Here is a 16,713-nt window from a genome sequence, read left to right as displayed (position 1 = left end):
TACGGTTCCTCGACCCTCTGGAGGCGCCGTCGTGGCATCGTGGTTGTCCCGCCTGCTCGCCGTACTGCTCGTCACCGGTGCCGTGGCGGGGTGCGGCGGGGCCGAGCCGGCCCCGGCCACCCTCACGCGCTACTACGACATCGGCGAGCTCATCACGGCCGTGTCGGCGCAGCAGCGGGTCGACGAGACGGCGCGGTTCACGCTGCGCGGCGAGCTCACCGGGGCGCAGGACGCGCGGCTGCGGTTCACCGGCGCCGGCGAGGTGCGGATCAGCGACGCCGACGTCGAGCTGGCGTTCACCCAGGTCGTCACGCAGTCGGGGGCCGACCCGCAGGAGACCGGCTTCGTGGTCCTGCCGGACGCGGTCTACCTGCGGATGCCCGCCGACGGCGGCAACGACGACCGCCCGTGGGTGAGGGTCGACCCGAGCTCGACCGACCCCGCCGACCAGCAGATGATCGCGCTCGCGAACCAGCTCACCGAGCGGGCCGACCTCACCGTCACGCTGGCGCGCTACGCCGACGCCACGCTGATCAGCGACGCCACCGACGACGTCATCGGCGGCGACCCGGCGGTGCGCTACACGATCGTCACCGACCTCGCCCGCGCCGCGGCCACCACGGCCGACCCGGCGCTGCGCGAGCAGCTCGAGCAGCAGGTCCGCTCGGGGCTGGACCGGATCACCTCGACGCTGTGGGTCGACGCCGCGCACCGCCCGCTGCGCAGCGCCGCCCGCCAGGAGCTGCCGGGGATCGGGACGCTGGTGGTGACCAGCAGCTACCGGGACTGGGGCCAGGCCGCGACGATCGCGCCGCCGCCGGAGGACCAGGTGCGCTAGCGCGCCCGTGAGTGGATACGAGTGCTCCGGCACTCGTATCCACTCACGAGCGCCGCAGGCGCAGAGCCCCGAGACTGGACCGCGTGCTGCTCCCCACCCCCGCGCCGGACACCGCTTCCTCACCGGACGCCGCCACCGCGTGGGTCCGCGCGCACCTGGCCGACCTCTGCCGCGACGAGCCCGTCGCCTCGCCCGCCTTCCGCGGCGGCCAGCAGGCCGCCGACACCGCGCTCGCCGCGCTCGACCTCACCGGCTACGCCGCCCGACGCAACGAGGTGCTGCCCGTCGGGCGGCGCGGGGCGACCCGGCTCTCCCCGTGGATCCGCTACGGCCTCATCGACCTGCCGACGGCGTGGGCCGCCGCGGCCGACGCCCCCGCCCGCGACCGCACCAAGTTCCGCGACGAGCTCGCCTGGCAGGAGTACGCCCGCCACCTCTACGCCCGGGTCGGGCACCGCACCGCCACGGCGCTGCGGGCGGCCCCGGCGCGCCCGGGGCAGGCGTGGGACGAGCCGTGGCCCGCCGCGATGAACTGCGTCGCGACCTGCGTCGAGGAGCTGGAGACCGACGGCTGGCTGGTCAACCAGACGCGGATGTGGCTGTCCTCGCAGTGGACCGTGCGCGCCGGGGCCGAGTGGACCGAGGGCGAGGACCGCTTCTTCACCCACCTGCTCGACGGGTCGCGCGCGGCCAACCGGCTCGGCTGGCAGTGGACGGTCGGCGGCGGCACCGGGAAGCCCTACGGCTTCTCCCGCTGGCAGGTCCGCAAGCGCGCACCGCAGCTGTGCCGCGGCTGCGCCCTGCGCGACGCGTGCCCCATCGAGCACTGGCCCGCCGACGCCCCGCCGCAGCCGCGCCCCGAGCCCGACCCCCGCCTGCGCGCCGACCCCGACCCGGAGGCCACCGGCGGGCCCCGCGAGCCGACGGGCGACGCCGAGCCCGACGCCGTGTGGCTCACCGCGGAGTCGCTCGGCGACGCCGACCCGGCCCTGGCCGCGCACCCCGACCTGCCGGCGGTGTTCGTCTTCGACGAGCCGCTGCTGGCGCGGCTGCGGCTGTCGGGCAAGCGGCTCGTGTTCCTCGCCGAGACCCTCGCCGACCTCGGCACCCGCCGCCCGGTCGAGGTGCACCGCGGCACGGTGCCCGACGTGCTGCGCGGGCGCGCGGTGGCCGTCACGCACGCCCCGGTGCCCGGGTTCCGGAGCCGCGCCGCGGAGGTCGGGCCGGTGCGGGTGCACCCCTGGCCGTGGCTGTTCCGCCCGCACTCGGGGCCGGTCAGCTCCTACACGGCGTGGCGGAGGAAGGCCCGTTAGCGCCGGGGGCCTAGTCCGAGAGCTCCACCAGGAACGCCACCTCGGACGGCGCGTACCAGGCCAGCTCGTGGTCCTCGGCCTCGCCGATGAGGAACTCGGCGTCGAGGTCGCCCATGTCGGCGGCGTCCACCGCGCCCGCGGCCTGCCGCACCGCGTACTCGGCCTCCTCGGTGTCGACGTGGACCGCCGCCACCGCCGACATCGGCACGCCGCCGGAGATGCGGACGGCACCGTCGTCGAGGTCGGGGCGCAGCGTGGCCTCGACGTCGGCCGCCACGACCACCCGCCGGGCGGGCACGCCGTCCTCCCCGAGCCCGAACTCGACGCCGAGCAGCCGCAGCGACGCGCGCGCGGCCTCGGCCATCGCGGCGTACTCGAGCTCCTCCTCGTCGCCCGCGGTGTAGCTCTCCCGCAGCTTCGGGGTGAGCGCGAACGCCGTGCCGCCCATCGGGTCGAGCCGGCCGTTCTTCACCATCCGCGCCAGTAGCGGCCACGTGGCCGGGATGTAGACCCGCATCAGCTCACCGTCCCCACGAGCTCGTCGAGCGCCTCGTCGACGAGGCCGGCCAGCACGTCGACGTCGGGCATGGCGTCGCGGTCGCCGTTGAAGCCGTAGTAGACACCACCGTCGTAGGACGTCAATCCGATGGCCAGCGCCTGCCCCTTCGCGAGCGGCACGACCGGGAACATCTCCAGCATCCGCGCCCCCGCCGCGTACAGCGGGAACTGCGGGCCGGGGACGTTCGTGACGACCAGGTTGAAGATCCGCTTCGACATCCCGCTCGCCGCGCGGGCCCCCAGCGCGTGCAGCGTGGGCGGGGCGAAACCGCCGATCCGGACCAGCGTGTCGGCGCCGACGGAGTGCGCCGAGGCCGTGTGCTCGCGCATCGCGTGCGTGACGTGGTGCAGCCGCACCACCGGGCTGGGCTCGCCGACGGGCAGGTCGACGATGAACGACGACACGCGGTTGCCGAGCGAGCCCGCCGTCGCGGTGCTGGGGACGTCGGCCTCGCCGCGCACCGACAGCGGCACCATCGCCCGCACCGTCGACGACGCCGTGACCGGCTCGCCGCGGGAGAGCAGCCAGTCGCGCAGGGCCCCGGCGACGACGCTGAGCACGACGTCGTTGACGGTGCAGCCGTGCGCGGCCCGCACGCGCCGGTAGTCCTCGAGCTCGGTGCGCGCGATCGCGAACCGGCGCTGCGTGGAGATGTCGACGTTGAGCGGGGTGCCCGGCGCGCGCCTGCTGGCCGCGCGCGCCATCGAGAACAGCTGCGCGAACCCGCCGGCGACCTTCCCGACGGTGGCGACGGCGTCGCCCGCCGCGGCCACGGCCGTCTCGACCACCAAACCGGGCCGCGCCACCGCCTCGGCCACCGCCCCCATCACGAGCTGCACGTCGGTGGGCTCGGGGCGCGGCATCCACAGCTCGGGGTGCCGGCCGTTGGTCGGGGCCTGCTCGCTGGGCGCGGCGACGTCGAGGATGACCTGGCCGATGTCGATGGCGCTGATGCCGTCGACCATGGCCTGGTGGGTCTTGGTGAGGATCGCGGAGCGACCGCCCTCCAGTCCCTCCACCAGGTACATCTCCCACAGCGGGCGGGTGGGGTCGAGCGGGCGCGACACGAGCCGCGCCACGAGCTCGGTGAGCTGCTCGTCGGAGCCCGGCTTGGGCAGCGCGGAGCGGCGGACGTGGTAGGCCACGTCGAAGTCGACGTCGTCGACCCACACCGGGCGGGCGAGGTTGGCCGGGACGTGCCGGACCTTCTGCCGGTAGCGGGGCACGAGCGCGATGCGCTGCTCGACGAGGTCGACGAGCGCGTCGTAGTCGAAGCCGGACGGGGGCCGCTCGAAGATCGACACACCGCCGACGTGCATGGGCGTGGACGCCTGCTCGAGGTAGAGGAACGAGGCGTCGAGGGGCGAGAGCCGGGGCGGCATGGCACCGATCCTAGGCTGACACCGTGGCCGCGCCCCGTTCCCCGAAGGACACCTTCATCACCGTCTACGGCCGCAAGCCCGTGCAGGAGGCCCTGGACGACGCGGACCTGCGCGTCGACAAGGTGATCGTCGCCGAGGGCCTGCGCGGCGAGCCGGTGCGCGCGATCCTCGACGCCGCACGCTCCCGCGGCGTGCCGGTGCAGCGCGCCACCGCCCACCGCGTCAAGGTGCTGGCCGGCAACGGGCGCCACGACCAGGGCGTCCTCGCCGACGTCGTCGCGCCGCGGATGGCACCGGTCGGCGAGTTCCTCGACGCGCTCGCGCCCGGCGCGCCCGCCGCCGTGCTGGTGCTCGACCGCGTCACGAACCCCGCCAACGTCGGCATGATCCTGCGCAGCGCCACGGCCGCGGGGCTCGACGGCGTGCTGCTCCCCCGCCGCGGCGTGCCCGCGATCGACCCGCTCGTCGTCAAGGCGTCGGCGGGGGTGGCGTTCCGGGCGCCGGTGCTGCGCTCGGGCACGGTCGAGGAGGGCTGCGAGGCGCTGCGCGAGGCCGGCTTCACCCTCTACGGCCTCGACGCCGGCGGCTCCTCGCTGCTCGACGCGGAGCTCCCGCCGCGGGTCGCGCTGGTGCTGGGCAACGAGACCGACGGCCTCTCCGACACCGTCGCACCCCTGCTCGACGGCGTGCTGGCGATCCCGATGCACGGCGGCGTGGAGTCGCTGGGCGTCGCGAGCGCGGGCGCCGTGGCCTCGTTCGAGCTGGCCCGGCGCCGGTAGCGGCACCTACCGTGGGGTCATGGTCCAGCGCCGCCTGCCCCGCCCCTCCGAACTGGCCCCGCTCCTGCGGCCCGCCCCGTTCATCCGCGACGCCACCGAGCGCCGCCTGAGCCGGGCGGCGAGCATCGCCGACCTGCGCCGCATCGCCCGGCGGCGGACCCCCCGCGCGGTGTTCGACTACACCGACGGCGCCGCCGACGGGGAGCTGTCGCTGAAGCGGGCGCGCGACGCGTTCGACCGGGTCGAGTTCAGTCCCACCGTGCTCCGCGACGTCTCCGAGGTCGACACCGGCCGCGACGTCCTCGGGCAGCGCTCCACCCTGCCCTTCGCCTTCGGCCCCACCGGCTTCACGCGGATGATGAACCACGAGGGCGAGCGGGCCGTGGCGGCGGTGGCGCAGGAGGTCGGCATCCCGTACGCGCTGTCGACGATGGGCACGACCACCATCGAGGACGTCGCCGCGGCAGCGCCCGGAGCGCGCAAGTGGTTCCAGCTCTACCTCTGGCGCGACCGCTCGGTGGCCAAGGACCTCGTCCAGCGCGCCGCCGACGCCGGCTACGACACGCTGATGCTCACCGTCGACACCCCCGTCGGCGGGGCCCGGCTGCGCGACGTCCACAACGGCCTGACGATCCCGCCCGCGCTGTCGCTGAAGACGTTCGTCGACGGGGCGCTGCACCCGAACTGGTGGGCCAACCTCCTCACCACCGAGCCGCTCGCGTTCGCGAGCCTGGAGTCCACCGACGGCACCGTCGCCGACCTCATCAACCGCGTCTTCGACCCGGCGCTCACGATGGACGACGTCGACTGGCTGCGCGGCACGTGGCCCGGCAAGCTCGTGATCAAGGGCATCCAGAGCGTCGACGACGCCCGCCGCGTCGTCGACGCCGGGGCCGACGCGGTCCTGCTGTCCAACCACGGCGGCCGCCAGCTCGACCGCGCGCCCGTGCCGCTGGAGCTGGTGCCGCCCGTCGTCGACGCGGTGGGCGACCGCGCCGAGGTGTGGGTCGACACCGGCATCACGCACGGCGCCGACATCGTCGCCGCGATCGCGTTCGGGGCGCGCACGGCGCTGATCGGCCGCGCCTACCTGTACGGGCTGATGGCCGGCGGGCAGCAGGGCGTGCGCAAGGCGGTGGAGATCCTGGCCGGCGAGATCGTGCGGACGATGCAGCTCCTGGGCGTGAACAGCGTCGACGAGCTGCGCCCGTCACACGTCCGGCTTCGCTCGAACGGGTGAACGCCGGCGTGCATCCGCGGGCGATAAGGGCCAAGGTGCGGGTATGAGTTTCCTGGACAAGGCCAAGGACCTGCTCAACCAGCACGACGACAAGGTGGACCAGGCGCTCGACAAGGGCGGCGAGGCCGCCAAGGCCCGTTTCGCCGGGCACGAGGGCCACATCGACGGGATCGTCGACCAGGCGCAGCAGCGCACCGGCGCCGGCGACACCACCCAGCAGGCGCCCCCCGCGCCCGCGCAGGGCGTGCCCGCCGACGAGCAGCAGTTCGAGGCGCCCGCCCCCGGGCAGAACCAGCCGGGCGAGCCCGAGCCGGGAGCGGTGCCGCCCCACCAGCAGTGACCGGCCGGCCGATCCGGCCGACCGCATCCGGGCCCGTGGTCCCGGTGGCGCACCGCGCCGCCGGGCCGCGGGCCCTCCTCATGCTCCCGGCAGGCCCAGCAGCACCTCGACCTCGTCGACGGTCGTGCCGGCGTCGACGTGGTGCACGACCACCGCACCCGCCGCCCGGGCGCCGCGGACGTTGGCGGCCAGGTCGTCGACGACCACGCACTCCGTGACGTCGACGCCGAGCCGCTGCGCGGTCCGCCGGAACACCTCCGGGTCGGGCTTGCGCACGCCCAGCACCGGCCCCAGGACGAGCACGTCGAACAGCGCGGCGACGTCGTCGGACACGGCGTGGGCGTCGGACACCAGCGCCGTCGGGTGGCCGGCGGCGCGGGCGCGGCGGACGAGGTCGAGCACCTCGGGGCCGTCGGTGAGCACGCCGCCGTAGTCCATGACCAGGGCGCGCAGCATCCGGCGAACCTACCGGCCCGTGCGGTGCGGGCGCGGGCGGTGCGGGCGCGGGCGGTGCGGGCGCGGACGGTGCGGGCGCGGACGGTGCGGGCGCCGATTGTGCGGCCCTGACAGTGCGGATCCGGACGGTGCGGCTCCGGACCCACCGGCGCCGTACGGTACGGCGCCGAACCGGTCGGAACGGCCCCGCCGCCGGGGCGGTGCGGCGCACGCTGCCGCCGTGACCAGCACCCTCGCGCCGCCCGCCCCCGCCGGCACCGCACCCACCGGCACCGTCCCCGCCGACACCGTCCCCGCCGACACCGCCCCCACCCCCAGCAGCGCCCTCGTCGCCCCGGTATCCACGCCCCCGCGCCCCGGCCCGCACCTGCGACTGGTGCGCTACGAGCCCGCTCCGGGCGAGGCTCCCCCGGAACCGCCCGCCGCACCCCGCCCGAGCGGCCCGCCCGCCGGCGTCACCGACGACCCGCCGGGCGCCCGCGAGGCGATCACCCGGCTGCTGCGCCTGGGCTGCGAGGTGCTCGACGGGCGCCGCCCCACCGCGCAGCTCGCCGCGCACTCCGAGGAGGAGGTGGTGCGGTACTGGCGGGTGGTGGCGGCGCGGCGCCCCGCCGCGCGGCGCTCACCGGCCCGGTTCCGCCGGGTCCGGCTCTGCCACCCGCGCCCCGACGCCGCCGAGGTCGCGGTGGCCGTCGAGCTCGACGGAGGGGTCCGCGCGCTGGCCGCCCGCTTCGACCTGCGCGACGGGCGCTGGCGCTGGACCGTCGTCCGGATCGGCTGAGGCACCCCGCGCAGCCACGACCGCCGCCCCCTCGGCACCGGCCCCGTCGACGCGGGTAGCGGCACCCGGGAGAGCCTGCCCCGGGACCGCCGCCCCCTCGGCCGCCGCGACCACGGCGAGCAGGTAGTCGCGCACGGCGTCGGCCACGGCACCGGGCGGCGTGGGGACGCGCTCGCCCAGCTCGCGGGCCGCGGCGTCGACGGCACCGGCGTACCGCGTCAGCCCGGCGTCGGTGGCGCGGACCTGCACGACCCGGCGGTCCACGGTGTCGCGCACGCGCCGCACGAGGCCGCCGCGCTCCAGGGCGTCGACGGCGGGGGTCAGGGTGGCCGGGGCGATCCCGAGCGCGGCGGCCAGGTCCCGGTGCGAGGCCGGACGGCCGCGCGCGAGCACGCCCAGCACCCCCAGCGAGGTGGGGGTGAGGCCGTGGGCGGCGACCGCGCGGCGGAGCAGGCGGTCGACCGCCTGCCCGGCGCGGGGCAGCAGCAGCCCGGCGGCGAGGGCGTCGGGGACGGGGTGCACGCCCCGCACGCTAGGGCCGTGGACCCGGGCGGCGGGGCGGTTCCGGAGAACCCGGCCCGCCGCTCAGGTGCTCAGGTGCTCAGGGGCGCGCCGCGGTGGCGGACCCGTGGCACTGCTTGTACTTGCGCCCCGACCCGCACGGGCAGGGCCGGTTGCGCGACGGCTCGCTCTCCGAGCGCGCGGCCCCGCGGGCGGTGCGGCCGCCGCCCCCGCTGGTGGCCGTGCCGCCGTCCTCGGTGGGCCCGCTGTAGCGCAGGTCCGCGGGGCGGGCGCCCTGGTAGGCGGTGGGCAGCACGCTGGTGGTGGCCGCGTCGTCGCTCGGCGCGGACACCGCGGGCTCGGGGCGGCGGCGTCGTCCCGACGGGCGGGCCGAGGAGGCGGCGGGGGCGGCCGCCGGAGCGGCGGGCGCGGCCGGGGCGGCCTGGGCAGGCGGGGCAGCGGCGGGCGCAGGTGCAGCAGTCGCAGGTGCAGCAGCCGCGGGTACGGCAGCCGCGGGTACGGCGGCCGGGGCGGCGGCCGCCGCCGGTGCCGCACCGTCGACGGGGGCTGCCGCCGGCGGGGCCGGAGCCTGCACCTTCACGTTGAACAGGTGCCCGACCGTCTCCTCCTTGATGCCCTCGAGCATCGCGGAGAACATGTCGTAGCCCTCGCGCTGGTACTCGATGACCGGGTCGCGCTGGGCCATCGCGCGCAGGCCGATGCCCTCCTTGAGGTAGTCCATCTCGTAGAGGTGCTCGCGCCACTTGCGGTCGATGACCTGCAGGAGGACCTGGCGCTCGAGCTCGCGCATGCCGCCCTGCGCGCCGATGATCGCGTCGATCTCGGCCTCGCGACGGGCGTAGGCGCCGCGGGCGTCCTCCAGCACGGCGGTCAGCAGGCGGTCCTTCGTGAGGTCACCCGGGTCGTCGAGGTCGCCCTCGTCGTCGGAGTCGGCGAGGTCCTGCCAGCGGATGCCGATGGGGTAGATCGTGCCCAGCGCCGTCCAGAGCTTGTCGAGGTCCCAGTCCTCGGAGTAGCCCTGACCGGTCTCGCCCTCGACGTAGGCCGTGACCACGTCGGTGAGCATGTGCTCGATCTGCTCCTGGATGTTCTCGCCCGCGAGCACGCGCCGGCGCTCGGAGTAGATGACGGTGCGCTGCTGGTTGAGCACCTCGTCGTACTTGAGCACGTTCTTGCGGATCTCGAAGTTCTGCTGCTCGACCTGCGTCTGCGCGCTGCGGATGGCCTTGGTGACCATGCCGGCCTCGATCGGCACATCATCGGGCAGGTTGAACCGGTTCATGATCGACTCGACCATGTGGCCGTTGAAGCGGCGCATGAGGTCGTCGCCCAGCGAGAGGTAGAACCGCGACTCGCCCGCGTCGCCCTGCCGGCCGGACCGGCCGCGCAGCTGGTTGTCGATGCGGCGCGACTCGTGGCGCTCGGTGCCGAGCACGTAGAGCCCGCCCGCGGCCTTGACCTCCTCCGCCTCCGCCGCGACCTGCGCCTTCATCGCCGCGACCGTCTCGTCCCAGGCCGCCTCGTACTCCTCGCGCTTCTCCACGGGGTCGAGCCCGCGGCGGCGCAGCTCCAGGTCGGCGAGGAACTCGGGGTTGCCGCCCAGCACGATGTCGGTGCCTCGGCCGGCCATGTTCGTGGCGACGGTGACCGCGCCCGCGTGCCCGGCCTGCGCGACGATCGCGGCCTCGCGCTCGTGCTGCTTGGCGTTGAGGACCTCGTGCGGCACCTGCCGCTTCACCAGCAGCTTCGACAGGTACTCGGACTTCTCGACGCTCGTGGTGCCCACCAGCACCGGCTGCCCGGCGGCGTGCTTCTCGGCGATGTCGTCGGCGACCGCCTCGAACTTCGCCTCCTCGGTCTTGTAGATGAGGTCGGGCTGGTCCTTGCGGATCATGTCCTTGTTGGTGGGGATCGGGACGACGCCCAGCTTGTAGATCTGGTTGAGCTCGGCGGCCTCGGTCTGGGCCGTACCGGTCATCCCCGAGAGGCGCTCGTAGAGGCGGAAGTAGTTCTGCAGGGTGATGGTGGCCAGCGTCTGGTTCTCCGCCTTGACCTCCACGCCCTCCTTCGCCTCGATCGCCTGGTGCATGCCCTCGTTGTAGCGGCGCCCCGCCAGCACGCGGCCGGTGAACTCGTCGACGATGAGGACCTGCCCGTCGCGGACGATGTAGTCCTTGTCCTTCTTGAACAGCTCCTTGACCTTGATCGCGTTGTTCAGGTAGCCGACGAGCGGGGTGTTGGCGGCCTCGTAGAGGTTGTCGATGCCGAGCTGGTCCTCGACGAGGGCGACGCCCTCCTCGGTGACGCCGACGGTGCGCTTGCGCTCGTCGACCTCGTAGTGCACGTCGCGCTTGAGCATCGGGGCCATGCGCGCGAACTCCTGGTACCAGCGGGCGCTCTGCTCGGCCGGTCCGGAGATGATCAGCGGCGTGCGGGCCTCGTCGATGAGGATCGAGTCGGCCTCGTCGACGACGGCGAAGTTGTGGCCGCGCTGCACCATGTCGGCCTTGTTCCAGGCCATGTTGTCGCGCAGGTAGTCGAAGCCGAACTCGTTGTTCGTGCCGTAGGTGATGTCGGCCTGGTACTGGCCCCGGCGGATCAGCGGCGGCATCTCCGAGAGGATCACGCCGACCGACAGCCCGAGGAAGCGGTGGATGCGGCCCATGTTCTCGGCGTCGCGCTTGGCCAGGTAGTCGTTGACGGTGACCAGGTGCACGCCCTCGCCCGAGATGGCGTTGAGGTAGGCGGGCAGCGTCGAGGTCAGGGTCTTGCCCTCACCGGTCTTCATCTCCGCGATGTTGCCCAGGTGCAGCGCCGCCCCGCCCATGAGCTGGACGGTGAAGGGGCGCTGGCCGATCGTGCGGCGGGCGGCCTCGCGGACGACCGAGAAGGCCTCGGGCAGCATCTCGTCGAGGGTCTCGCCGTCGGCGTAGCGGGAGCGGAACTCATCGGTCTTCGCGCGCAGCTCGGCGTCGGTCAGGCCCTCGACATCGGCCTCGAGGGTGTCGATGTGCGCGGCGATCCGGCCCAGCCGCTTGACCAGCTTCGTCTCTCCGGCGCGCAGCAGGCGGTCCAAAAGCGGCACAGCTCGACCTCATTCACGTGGCGGTCAGGTCGCAGCACGCGCCCGGGGGCGCAGCGCTGCCCGGTCCAGGGTAGCGAAGCACCCGGACCCACCTGCACAACGCCGAGGGGGCGACCCGCGTTCCTCGCGGAACGCCGGCCGCCCCCTCGGGGTCGGTGGGCGGGCTACCTGCCGAGCCGGATGACGCCGTAGTCGTAGCCCTTGCGCCGGTAGACGACGCTGGGCTCCCCGCTCTCGGAGTCGGAGAAGAGGTAGAAGTCGTGGCCGACGAGCTCCATGTGGGAGAGCGCCTCGTCGACCGACATCGGGTCGGCCGTGTGCACCTTGCGGCGCACGACGCGGCCGGGGGCCGGATCGTCGTCGGTGGCCTCGGGCGGGAGGTGGTCGGGCAGGGCGTCGTCGACGGCGTCGCGCGGGAACGGGATGTCCACGTCGGTCTCGGTGTCGAGGGGCGGCGCCTCCTCGAGCAGGGCGGTGCCCCGGCCGTTCGACGCGGCGCGGCCCACGAGCACCTGGGTGCGGCGTCCGGTGACGCGGCGGCGGTCGTGCGAGCGGCGCAGGCGCGCCTCGAGCTTGGCCACGGCGGCGTCGAGCGCGGCGTAGAAGTCCTGGGCGCAGGCCTCCGCACGGGCGACCGGGCCGCAGCCCCGGCCGGTGAGCTCGACGCGTTGACAGGTCTTGAGCTGGCGGCGGTTGGGCTCGTGGAAGAGCTCGACCTCCAGCCCGACGATCTTGTGGTCGTAGCGTTCCAGGCGAGCGACCTTCTCGGCGACGTGCACCCGGAAGTGCTCGGGCACCTCGACGTTCCGGCCGGTGACAACGATCTCCACGCAGACTTCCCTCGCTTTCGGCGTCGGGTTGGCGGTGCAGATGCGCCAGGACAGGAGTCCCGGCACTGGATCGGTGCGTTCCTCCTCGAATGCCCCGTTCGACGGGGCGGGTCGGATGAGAAGGGACCGTAGCCCGGATCACAGGACGGCAACAGACCCGTGCGGTGAGTGACCCCGGGCCGTGTGGTTGCGCTCGGTGACATTCCCCGAACACCGTCCCGAGGGTACGATTCCATCCGCTGTTCATGATCAACATGCGCCGGTCGCGTCGCACAGGACGAGCGCGCCGTCGACGCGCACACCCGCCGCCGCGAACGCCCCGACCGCCGCCCGCAGCGTCGCGCCGCTGGTCACGACGTCGTCGACGAGGAGCACGTCCGCCCCCGGCCGCGGGCGCAGCGGCGCGCGGACGTGCACCCGCCCGCGCAGGTTGGCCGTGCGCTGCGCCGCGTCGAGCCCCACCGAGTCGGCCGCCCCGCGCGCCAGCCCGAGCACGGGCACGACCCGCACCCCCGCCCGTCCCGCGGCCGCGGCGCGGGCGAGCCGCACCACGTGGTCGCCGCCGCGCGCCCGGGCCGCGGCCGCCCGCGACGGGGCCGGCACGAGGTCGACCGGGGCCCCGCTGAGCCCGGCGGCGAGCAGCGCGGCGAGCGGGACGGCGAGATCGCGCCGGCCGCGCTCCTTGTAGCGCAGCAGCGCGGTGCGCAGCGGGCCCGCGTACCGCCCGACGGCGAGCGTCGGCGGCAGACCGGGCAGCCCGACGCGGTGCGGCCCGGTGAGCAGGGATGCGCACGCGGGGCACCACGGCGCCTCCGGCGCACCGCACGCCGCGCAGCCTGCGGGCAGCACGAGGTCGGTCAGCGCCGCGGCGAGCAGGCGGGGTCCCATCCGCCCAGGGTGCCGGGTGGGGCCGACGGCGGGCGGGAGTTGTCCACAGGCGCGGCTCCGGCCACCCCACCCCCGGTTGCAGGAAGGCCACCTTGCTGACGTCCCGTTGCGTCAAGGTGGCCTTGCTGCAACTCGGCCTCGGGAGGCGGTCGCCCGCCGGCGGACGACAGGTGGTCGCCCGCCGGCGAGCCGCGCGCTCAGCCCGGGTAGAACGGCACCGCGTCCGGCGCCCCGCCCAGCACCTGGCGCCAGGCGTCCTGGTCGCCGCCCGCGAAGCTCCACACCCCGCTCTGGTCGGTCACCAGGAACGCCCGGCTCGGGGCGGCCGCGACCGCACCCAGCGGAGGCGTCAGGTTGTTGACCAGCAGCCCCTGCACCGACAGGCCGTCCACCGACACCTGCGCGACGAGCCGGTCGGCCCGGCGCGTGATCGCGACGACCGCCTCCGCCGAGCGCCAGTCGGCGCTCACGACCTCGCCGAGGTCGGCCGGGCGCAGCCGCCGGATGTTGCGGACCGCCGCCTCGCCGTCGAGGCTGCGCGTCACGGCGGCCGTGTAGAGCCCGCCCGCGACGACCGCGACCACGCGCATCCCGTCGCGCGAGAGGCGCAGGTCCTGGATCGGGCCGAACGCGGCGAGCTCGTCGGCGTTGACCTGCCCCGTCCGCGGCGTCCCCGCCCCGTCGACGAGCACGCGCGCCACCGTCGTCGAGTCCATGACGGTCCAGACCTCGCTGCCCGTCGGCGTCCACGACGGCCGGGTCATGTCGACGGCCGACAGCCCGATCTCGGCCACCCCGCCGTCGGCGCCGCCACCGACCAGCAGCAGCCGCCGCCCCGACGAGCGCGCGACCGCGGCGACCCGCTGCCCGTCGACCGACGACGCCGCCGACTCCACGTCGTAGGCCCCGTTGCCCAGCGGCCCGGGCTGCTCGGACCCGGCGGACCCGGCCCCCAGCCCGCGCAGCCGCCCGCCCGCGACGACGAGCGCGGGCACGTCGGCGGCGGGCTGGACGTCGCCGTTGAGGTCGGCCACGTCCTCGCGCGTGAGCTCGGGCCTGCCGGTGATCAGCGGGATCCCGTCGACGAGCAGCCGCACCCGCGCGACGTTGACCTCGCCGAGCGACAGCACGACCTGCGCGGCGAGCAGCCGGCGGCCGGGCTCGTCGAGGTCGCCGACCCGGGTGAGGTCGACGATGAGCGCGCCGGTCTCGGTGAGCGCCACGTTCGACCGCAGCCGCGCGCCCGCGTCGAGCTGGGAGTCGACGGCGCCGAGCAGCGCCCCCGACGGACCCGCCAGCAGCAGCTCCATCGCCCGCGAGGCCTGCGCGCGGGACGGGAACGCGGGCAGGTAGCGCAGGTCGGGGACGACGACGCGGCGGGCGGGGTCGACGAACCAGGTGCGGACGTCGCGGTAGCTCGTGCGGAACTCGTCCAGCGGCAGGACGACGCCGTCGGGGAGCTCGGAGATGCGCCACTGACCGTTGCGCCGCACGACCGTGACGTCGATCTGCACCGGCGCCTGCTCCGGCTCGAACGACCCCGACGCCGTCACCCGCCCGACGGAGCTGCCGCGGATCCGGATGCGCGTCGTGTCGGAGGACGGGTCGGGCGCGCCGGGCGAGGGGACGGTGTCGAACTGGGAGTCCAGCACGGTGAAGCCGGCACCCGCGTCCCAGTCCTGCGCCTCGGGGGCGAGGAACAGCCGGGCGGCGCCGTGGTCGTCGGCGCTGCTGCCCGAGGCCTCGACGAACCCGCGGACCAGCCCGCCCGCGTCCGTGCCGTCGACGGGCCCGGGCGGGAGCACCGCGGTCTCCCCGTCGGTGACGTCGCGCAGGATCTGCACCGGGGAGCTGCCGGGCACGCTCGCGCAGCCGGCCACGCCGCTCAGCGCGAGCAGCACGGCCAGCGCGACCGTCGCCCGCCTCACCGCTGCTCCCCCGCCAGGTCGGCCGCGGGTCGGGCTCCGTCTCCGCGGTCGTCGTCGGGCTCGTCGACGTCGTCGCCGGGCAGCCACTGCACGGCCGGCTCGACGAGCGGCATCCCGCGCGCCGGCGTGGGCACCGACGTCATCGGCGCGGGCGGGGTGCTCTCGTCGGGGCCGAGCGGGAGCGGGCTGTCGACGAGCACGCCGCCGGCGACGCGCGGGAGCGTCAGCCGGAACGCCGCGCCCCGGCCGACCTCGCCCCACGCCTGCAGCCAGCCGCCGTGCAGCCGGGCGTCCTCGACGCTGATCGAGAGCCCGAGCCCGCTGCCGCCGCTGCGCCGGGCGCGGCTCTCCTCGGCGCGCCAGAACCGGTTGAACACCAGCCCGGCCTCGCCCGGTCGCAGGCCGACGCCCTGGTCGCGGACCAGCACCGCCACCGCTCGGTCGTCGGCGGCCAGCTGCACCCGCACCGGTCGGCCCTCGCCGTGGTCGACGGCGTTGGCGACGAGGTTGCGCACGATCCGCTCGACGCGCCGGTTGTCAATCTCGGCGAGGATGCCCTCGGGCAGGTCGAGGTCGAGCTCGGTGCCGGTCTCGTCGGCGATGCCCCGGACGGCCTCGACGGCGCGCAGCACGACCGACCGCACGTCGACGTTCTCGGCCACCAGGTCGGCGACGCCCGCGTCGAGCCGGCTGATCTCCAGCAGGTCGGCGAGCAGCGCCTCGAACCGGTCGAGCTCGGTGACCAGCAGCTCCGAGCTGCGCCGCAGCGCCGGGAGCAGCTCCTCGCGGGAGGCGTAGAGGACGTCGGCGGCCATCCGGACCGTCGTCAGCGGGGTGCGCAGCTCGTGGCTGACGTCGGAGGTGAAGCGCCGCTGCAGCGCCCCGAACTCCTCGAGCTGCTGGATCTGGCTCTGGATGCTCTGCGCCATCTCGTTGTACGACTCGCCCAGCCGCGCGACCTCGTCGTCGCCCTGCACGCGCATGCGCTCGTCGAGGTGGCCGTCGGCGAAGCGCTCGGCGATCTCCGCGGCCTCGCGGACCGGGCGCACGACCAGCCGCGTGACGATGCTGACGATGCCCGCGAGCAGCAGGAGCAGCAGCAGCCCGGCGACGATGAGCGTGCTCTGGACCAGCCCGAGCGTGCGCTGCTCGGAGTCGAGCGGGAACAGCATGTAGAACTCGAGCCCGCGCGGGCCGGCGGTGCGCACCGGCTGCCCGACGACGAGCGTCGGCACGGCCACGCCGTTCTGCGTGATCGTCGCGTACTGGCGGGCCAGCGTGCTGTCCTCGCCGACGTCACGGCGCAGCTCGGCCGGCACGTCGTCGACGGGACCGGCGGAGATCTCCTCGCCCCCGTCGCGCCGCCCGGTGGTGAGCACGGCCCGGAACTCCCCCGCCGCGGTGGCCTCGCCGTCGGAGTCGGCGCTGGTCAGCTGCGCGAGGGCGTTGTTGAGTTCGCCCTCGGCACCTTCGCGGTCGGGGTCGACGCCGGACAGGTCGCGCTCCAGCAGCGAGACGCCGGCCTCGAAGCGCAGCAGCGTGTCGGCCTCCTTGCCCTGCACCAGGCGCTGCGCGATCTGCGTCTGCAGCACCAGGCCGAGCACGAGCACGACCGCCGTCGACAGGGCGAGGGTGCTGATCACCACCCGCAGCTGCAGCGAGCGCCGCCAGACCGCACCCGAGGCCTCGGCGACCTCGCCCCCGAACTGGCGCGCCTGGGCCAGGCCGCGGCGGAGGCGGCCGGGGCTCACTGCACCGGTGCGGGGCGTCCG

Annotated in this window: 14 protein-coding genes and 1 pseudogene; 6 read left to right on the top strand and 9 right to left on the bottom strand. The window is 75.3% G+C overall.

Annotated elements, in window-relative coordinates:
* The first annotated feature begins 31 nt into the window (after nucleotides 1–31).
* Nucleotides 32–838 carry an SCO4651 family lipoprotein gene (locus tag HOP40_RS13770; RefSeq protein ID WP_172158419.1) on the top strand — a complete coding sequence of 269 codons (807 nt, stop codon included), beginning with the start codon at nucleotides 32–34 and terminating at the stop codon, nucleotides 836–838.
* A gap of 83 nt (nucleotides 839–921) precedes the next feature.
* Entirely contained in the window at nucleotides 922–2,151 is a 1,230-nt protein-coding gene (locus HOP40_RS13765; protein WP_240157659.1) for an FAD-binding domain-containing protein, read from the top strand.
* 10 nt (nucleotides 2,152–2,161) lie between these two features.
* Here HOP40_RS13765 and HOP40_RS13760 read toward each other — a convergent pair whose 3' ends face one another.
* Entirely contained in the window at nucleotides 2,162–2,668 is a 507-nt protein-coding gene (locus HOP40_RS13760; protein ID WP_172158418.1) for a DUF6912 family protein, read from the bottom strand.
* Nucleotides 2,668–4,092, bottom strand: a complete 1,425-nt coding sequence (locus tag HOP40_RS13755) for a WS/DGAT/MGAT family O-acyltransferase (protein ID WP_172158417.1) — start codon at nucleotides 4,090–4,092, stop codon at nucleotides 2,668–2,670. Before HOP40_RS13755 ends, HOP40_RS13760 begins: the two co-directional genes overlap by 1 nt.
* Nucleotides 4,093–4,115: 23 nt before the next feature.
* Here HOP40_RS13755 and HOP40_RS13750 point away from each other — a divergent pair, with 23 nt between their 5' ends.
* From HOP40_RS13750 to HOP40_RS13740, 3 genes are read left to right on the top strand one after another with little or no spacing between them, the layout of a single operon-like run.
* A complete protein-coding gene (locus HOP40_RS13750) occupies nucleotides 4,116–4,871 on the top strand; it encodes a TrmH family RNA methyltransferase (protein WP_172158416.1) in 756 nt (251 codons plus the stop codon).
* Between the two features lie 19 nt (nucleotides 4,872–4,890).
* Nucleotides 4,891–6,111, top strand: coding sequence for an alpha-hydroxy acid oxidase (locus tag HOP40_RS13745; protein ID WP_172158415.1), 1,221 nt, complete (start codon nucleotides 4,891–4,893; stop codon nucleotides 6,109–6,111).
* Between the two features lie 43 nt (nucleotides 6,112–6,154).
* The gene (locus HOP40_RS13740) at nucleotides 6,155–6,451 is read left to right on the top strand and encodes an antitoxin (RefSeq protein WP_172158414.1); all 297 of its coding nucleotides are present in this window, start codon (nucleotides 6,155–6,157) and stop codon (nucleotides 6,449–6,451) included.
* A gap of 78 nt (nucleotides 6,452–6,529) precedes the next feature.
* Here the strand turns inward: HOP40_RS13740 and HOP40_RS13735 are convergent, their stop codons facing one another.
* Nucleotides 6,530–6,907: an HAD-IA family hydrolase gene (locus HOP40_RS13735; RefSeq protein ID WP_172158411.1), complete on the bottom strand. Its 378-nt coding sequence runs from the start codon at nucleotides 6,905–6,907 to the stop codon at nucleotides 6,530–6,532.
* A gap of 220 nt (nucleotides 6,908–7,127) precedes the next feature.
* Between HOP40_RS13735 and HOP40_RS35885 the strand changes: the two genes are divergently transcribed.
* Nucleotides 7,128–7,688, top strand: a complete 561-nt coding sequence (locus tag HOP40_RS35885) for an Rv3235 family protein (protein ID WP_240157658.1) — start codon at nucleotides 7,128–7,130, stop codon at nucleotides 7,686–7,688.
* Nucleotides 7,689–7,946: 258 nt separating this feature from the next.
* Here HOP40_RS35885 and HOP40_RS36410 read toward each other — a convergent pair.
* From HOP40_RS36410 to mtrB, 6 genes and pseudogenes are all read right to left on the bottom strand, one after another.
* Nucleotides 7,947–8,210 (bottom strand): annotated as a pseudogene (locus HOP40_RS36410) (MarR family winged helix-turn-helix transcriptional regulator); the annotation flags it as partial.
* A 79-nt stretch (nucleotides 8,211–8,289) separates the two neighbouring features.
* Nucleotides 8,290–11,295 carry a preprotein translocase subunit SecA gene (secA, locus tag HOP40_RS13725; protein WP_172158406.1) on the bottom strand — a complete coding sequence of 1,002 codons (3,006 nt, stop codon included), beginning with the start codon at nucleotides 11,293–11,295 and terminating at the stop codon, nucleotides 8,290–8,292.
* Between the two features lie 164 nt (nucleotides 11,296–11,459).
* On the bottom strand, nucleotides 11,460–12,125 hold the full coding sequence (gene hpf / locus HOP40_RS13720) for a ribosome hibernation-promoting factor, HPF/YfiA family (RefSeq protein ID WP_172158402.1): 666 nt from the start codon (nucleotides 12,123–12,125) through the stop codon (nucleotides 11,460–11,462).
* A 249-nt stretch (nucleotides 12,126–12,374) separates the two neighbouring features.
* Nucleotides 12,375–13,013: a ComF family protein gene (locus tag HOP40_RS13715; RefSeq protein ID WP_205347187.1), complete on the bottom strand. Its 639-nt coding sequence runs from the start codon at nucleotides 13,011–13,013 to the stop codon at nucleotides 12,375–12,377.
* A gap of 197 nt (nucleotides 13,014–13,210) precedes the next feature.
* On the bottom strand, nucleotides 13,211–14,941 hold the full coding sequence (locus tag HOP40_RS13710; RefSeq protein WP_172158401.1) for an LpqB family beta-propeller domain-containing protein: 1,731 nt from the start codon (nucleotides 14,939–14,941) through the stop codon (nucleotides 13,211–13,213).
* Nucleotides 14,938–16,692, bottom strand: a complete 1,755-nt coding sequence (gene mtrB, locus HOP40_RS13705) for an MtrAB system histidine kinase MtrB (protein ID WP_172158399.1) — start codon at nucleotides 16,690–16,692, stop codon at nucleotides 14,938–14,940. Before mtrB ends, HOP40_RS13710 begins: the two co-directional genes overlap by 4 nt.
* Between the last annotated feature and the right edge of the window lie 21 nt (nucleotides 16,693–16,713).

The organism is Pseudonocardia broussonetiae, assembly GCF_013155125.1.
GTDB classification, from domain to species: domain Bacteria; phylum Actinomycetota; class Actinomycetes; order Mycobacteriales; family Pseudonocardiaceae; genus Pseudonocardia; species Pseudonocardia broussonetiae.
The sequence above is the reverse complement of the archived record's forward strand: the minus strand, read 5'-3'. Positions and strand labels throughout refer to the sequence as shown.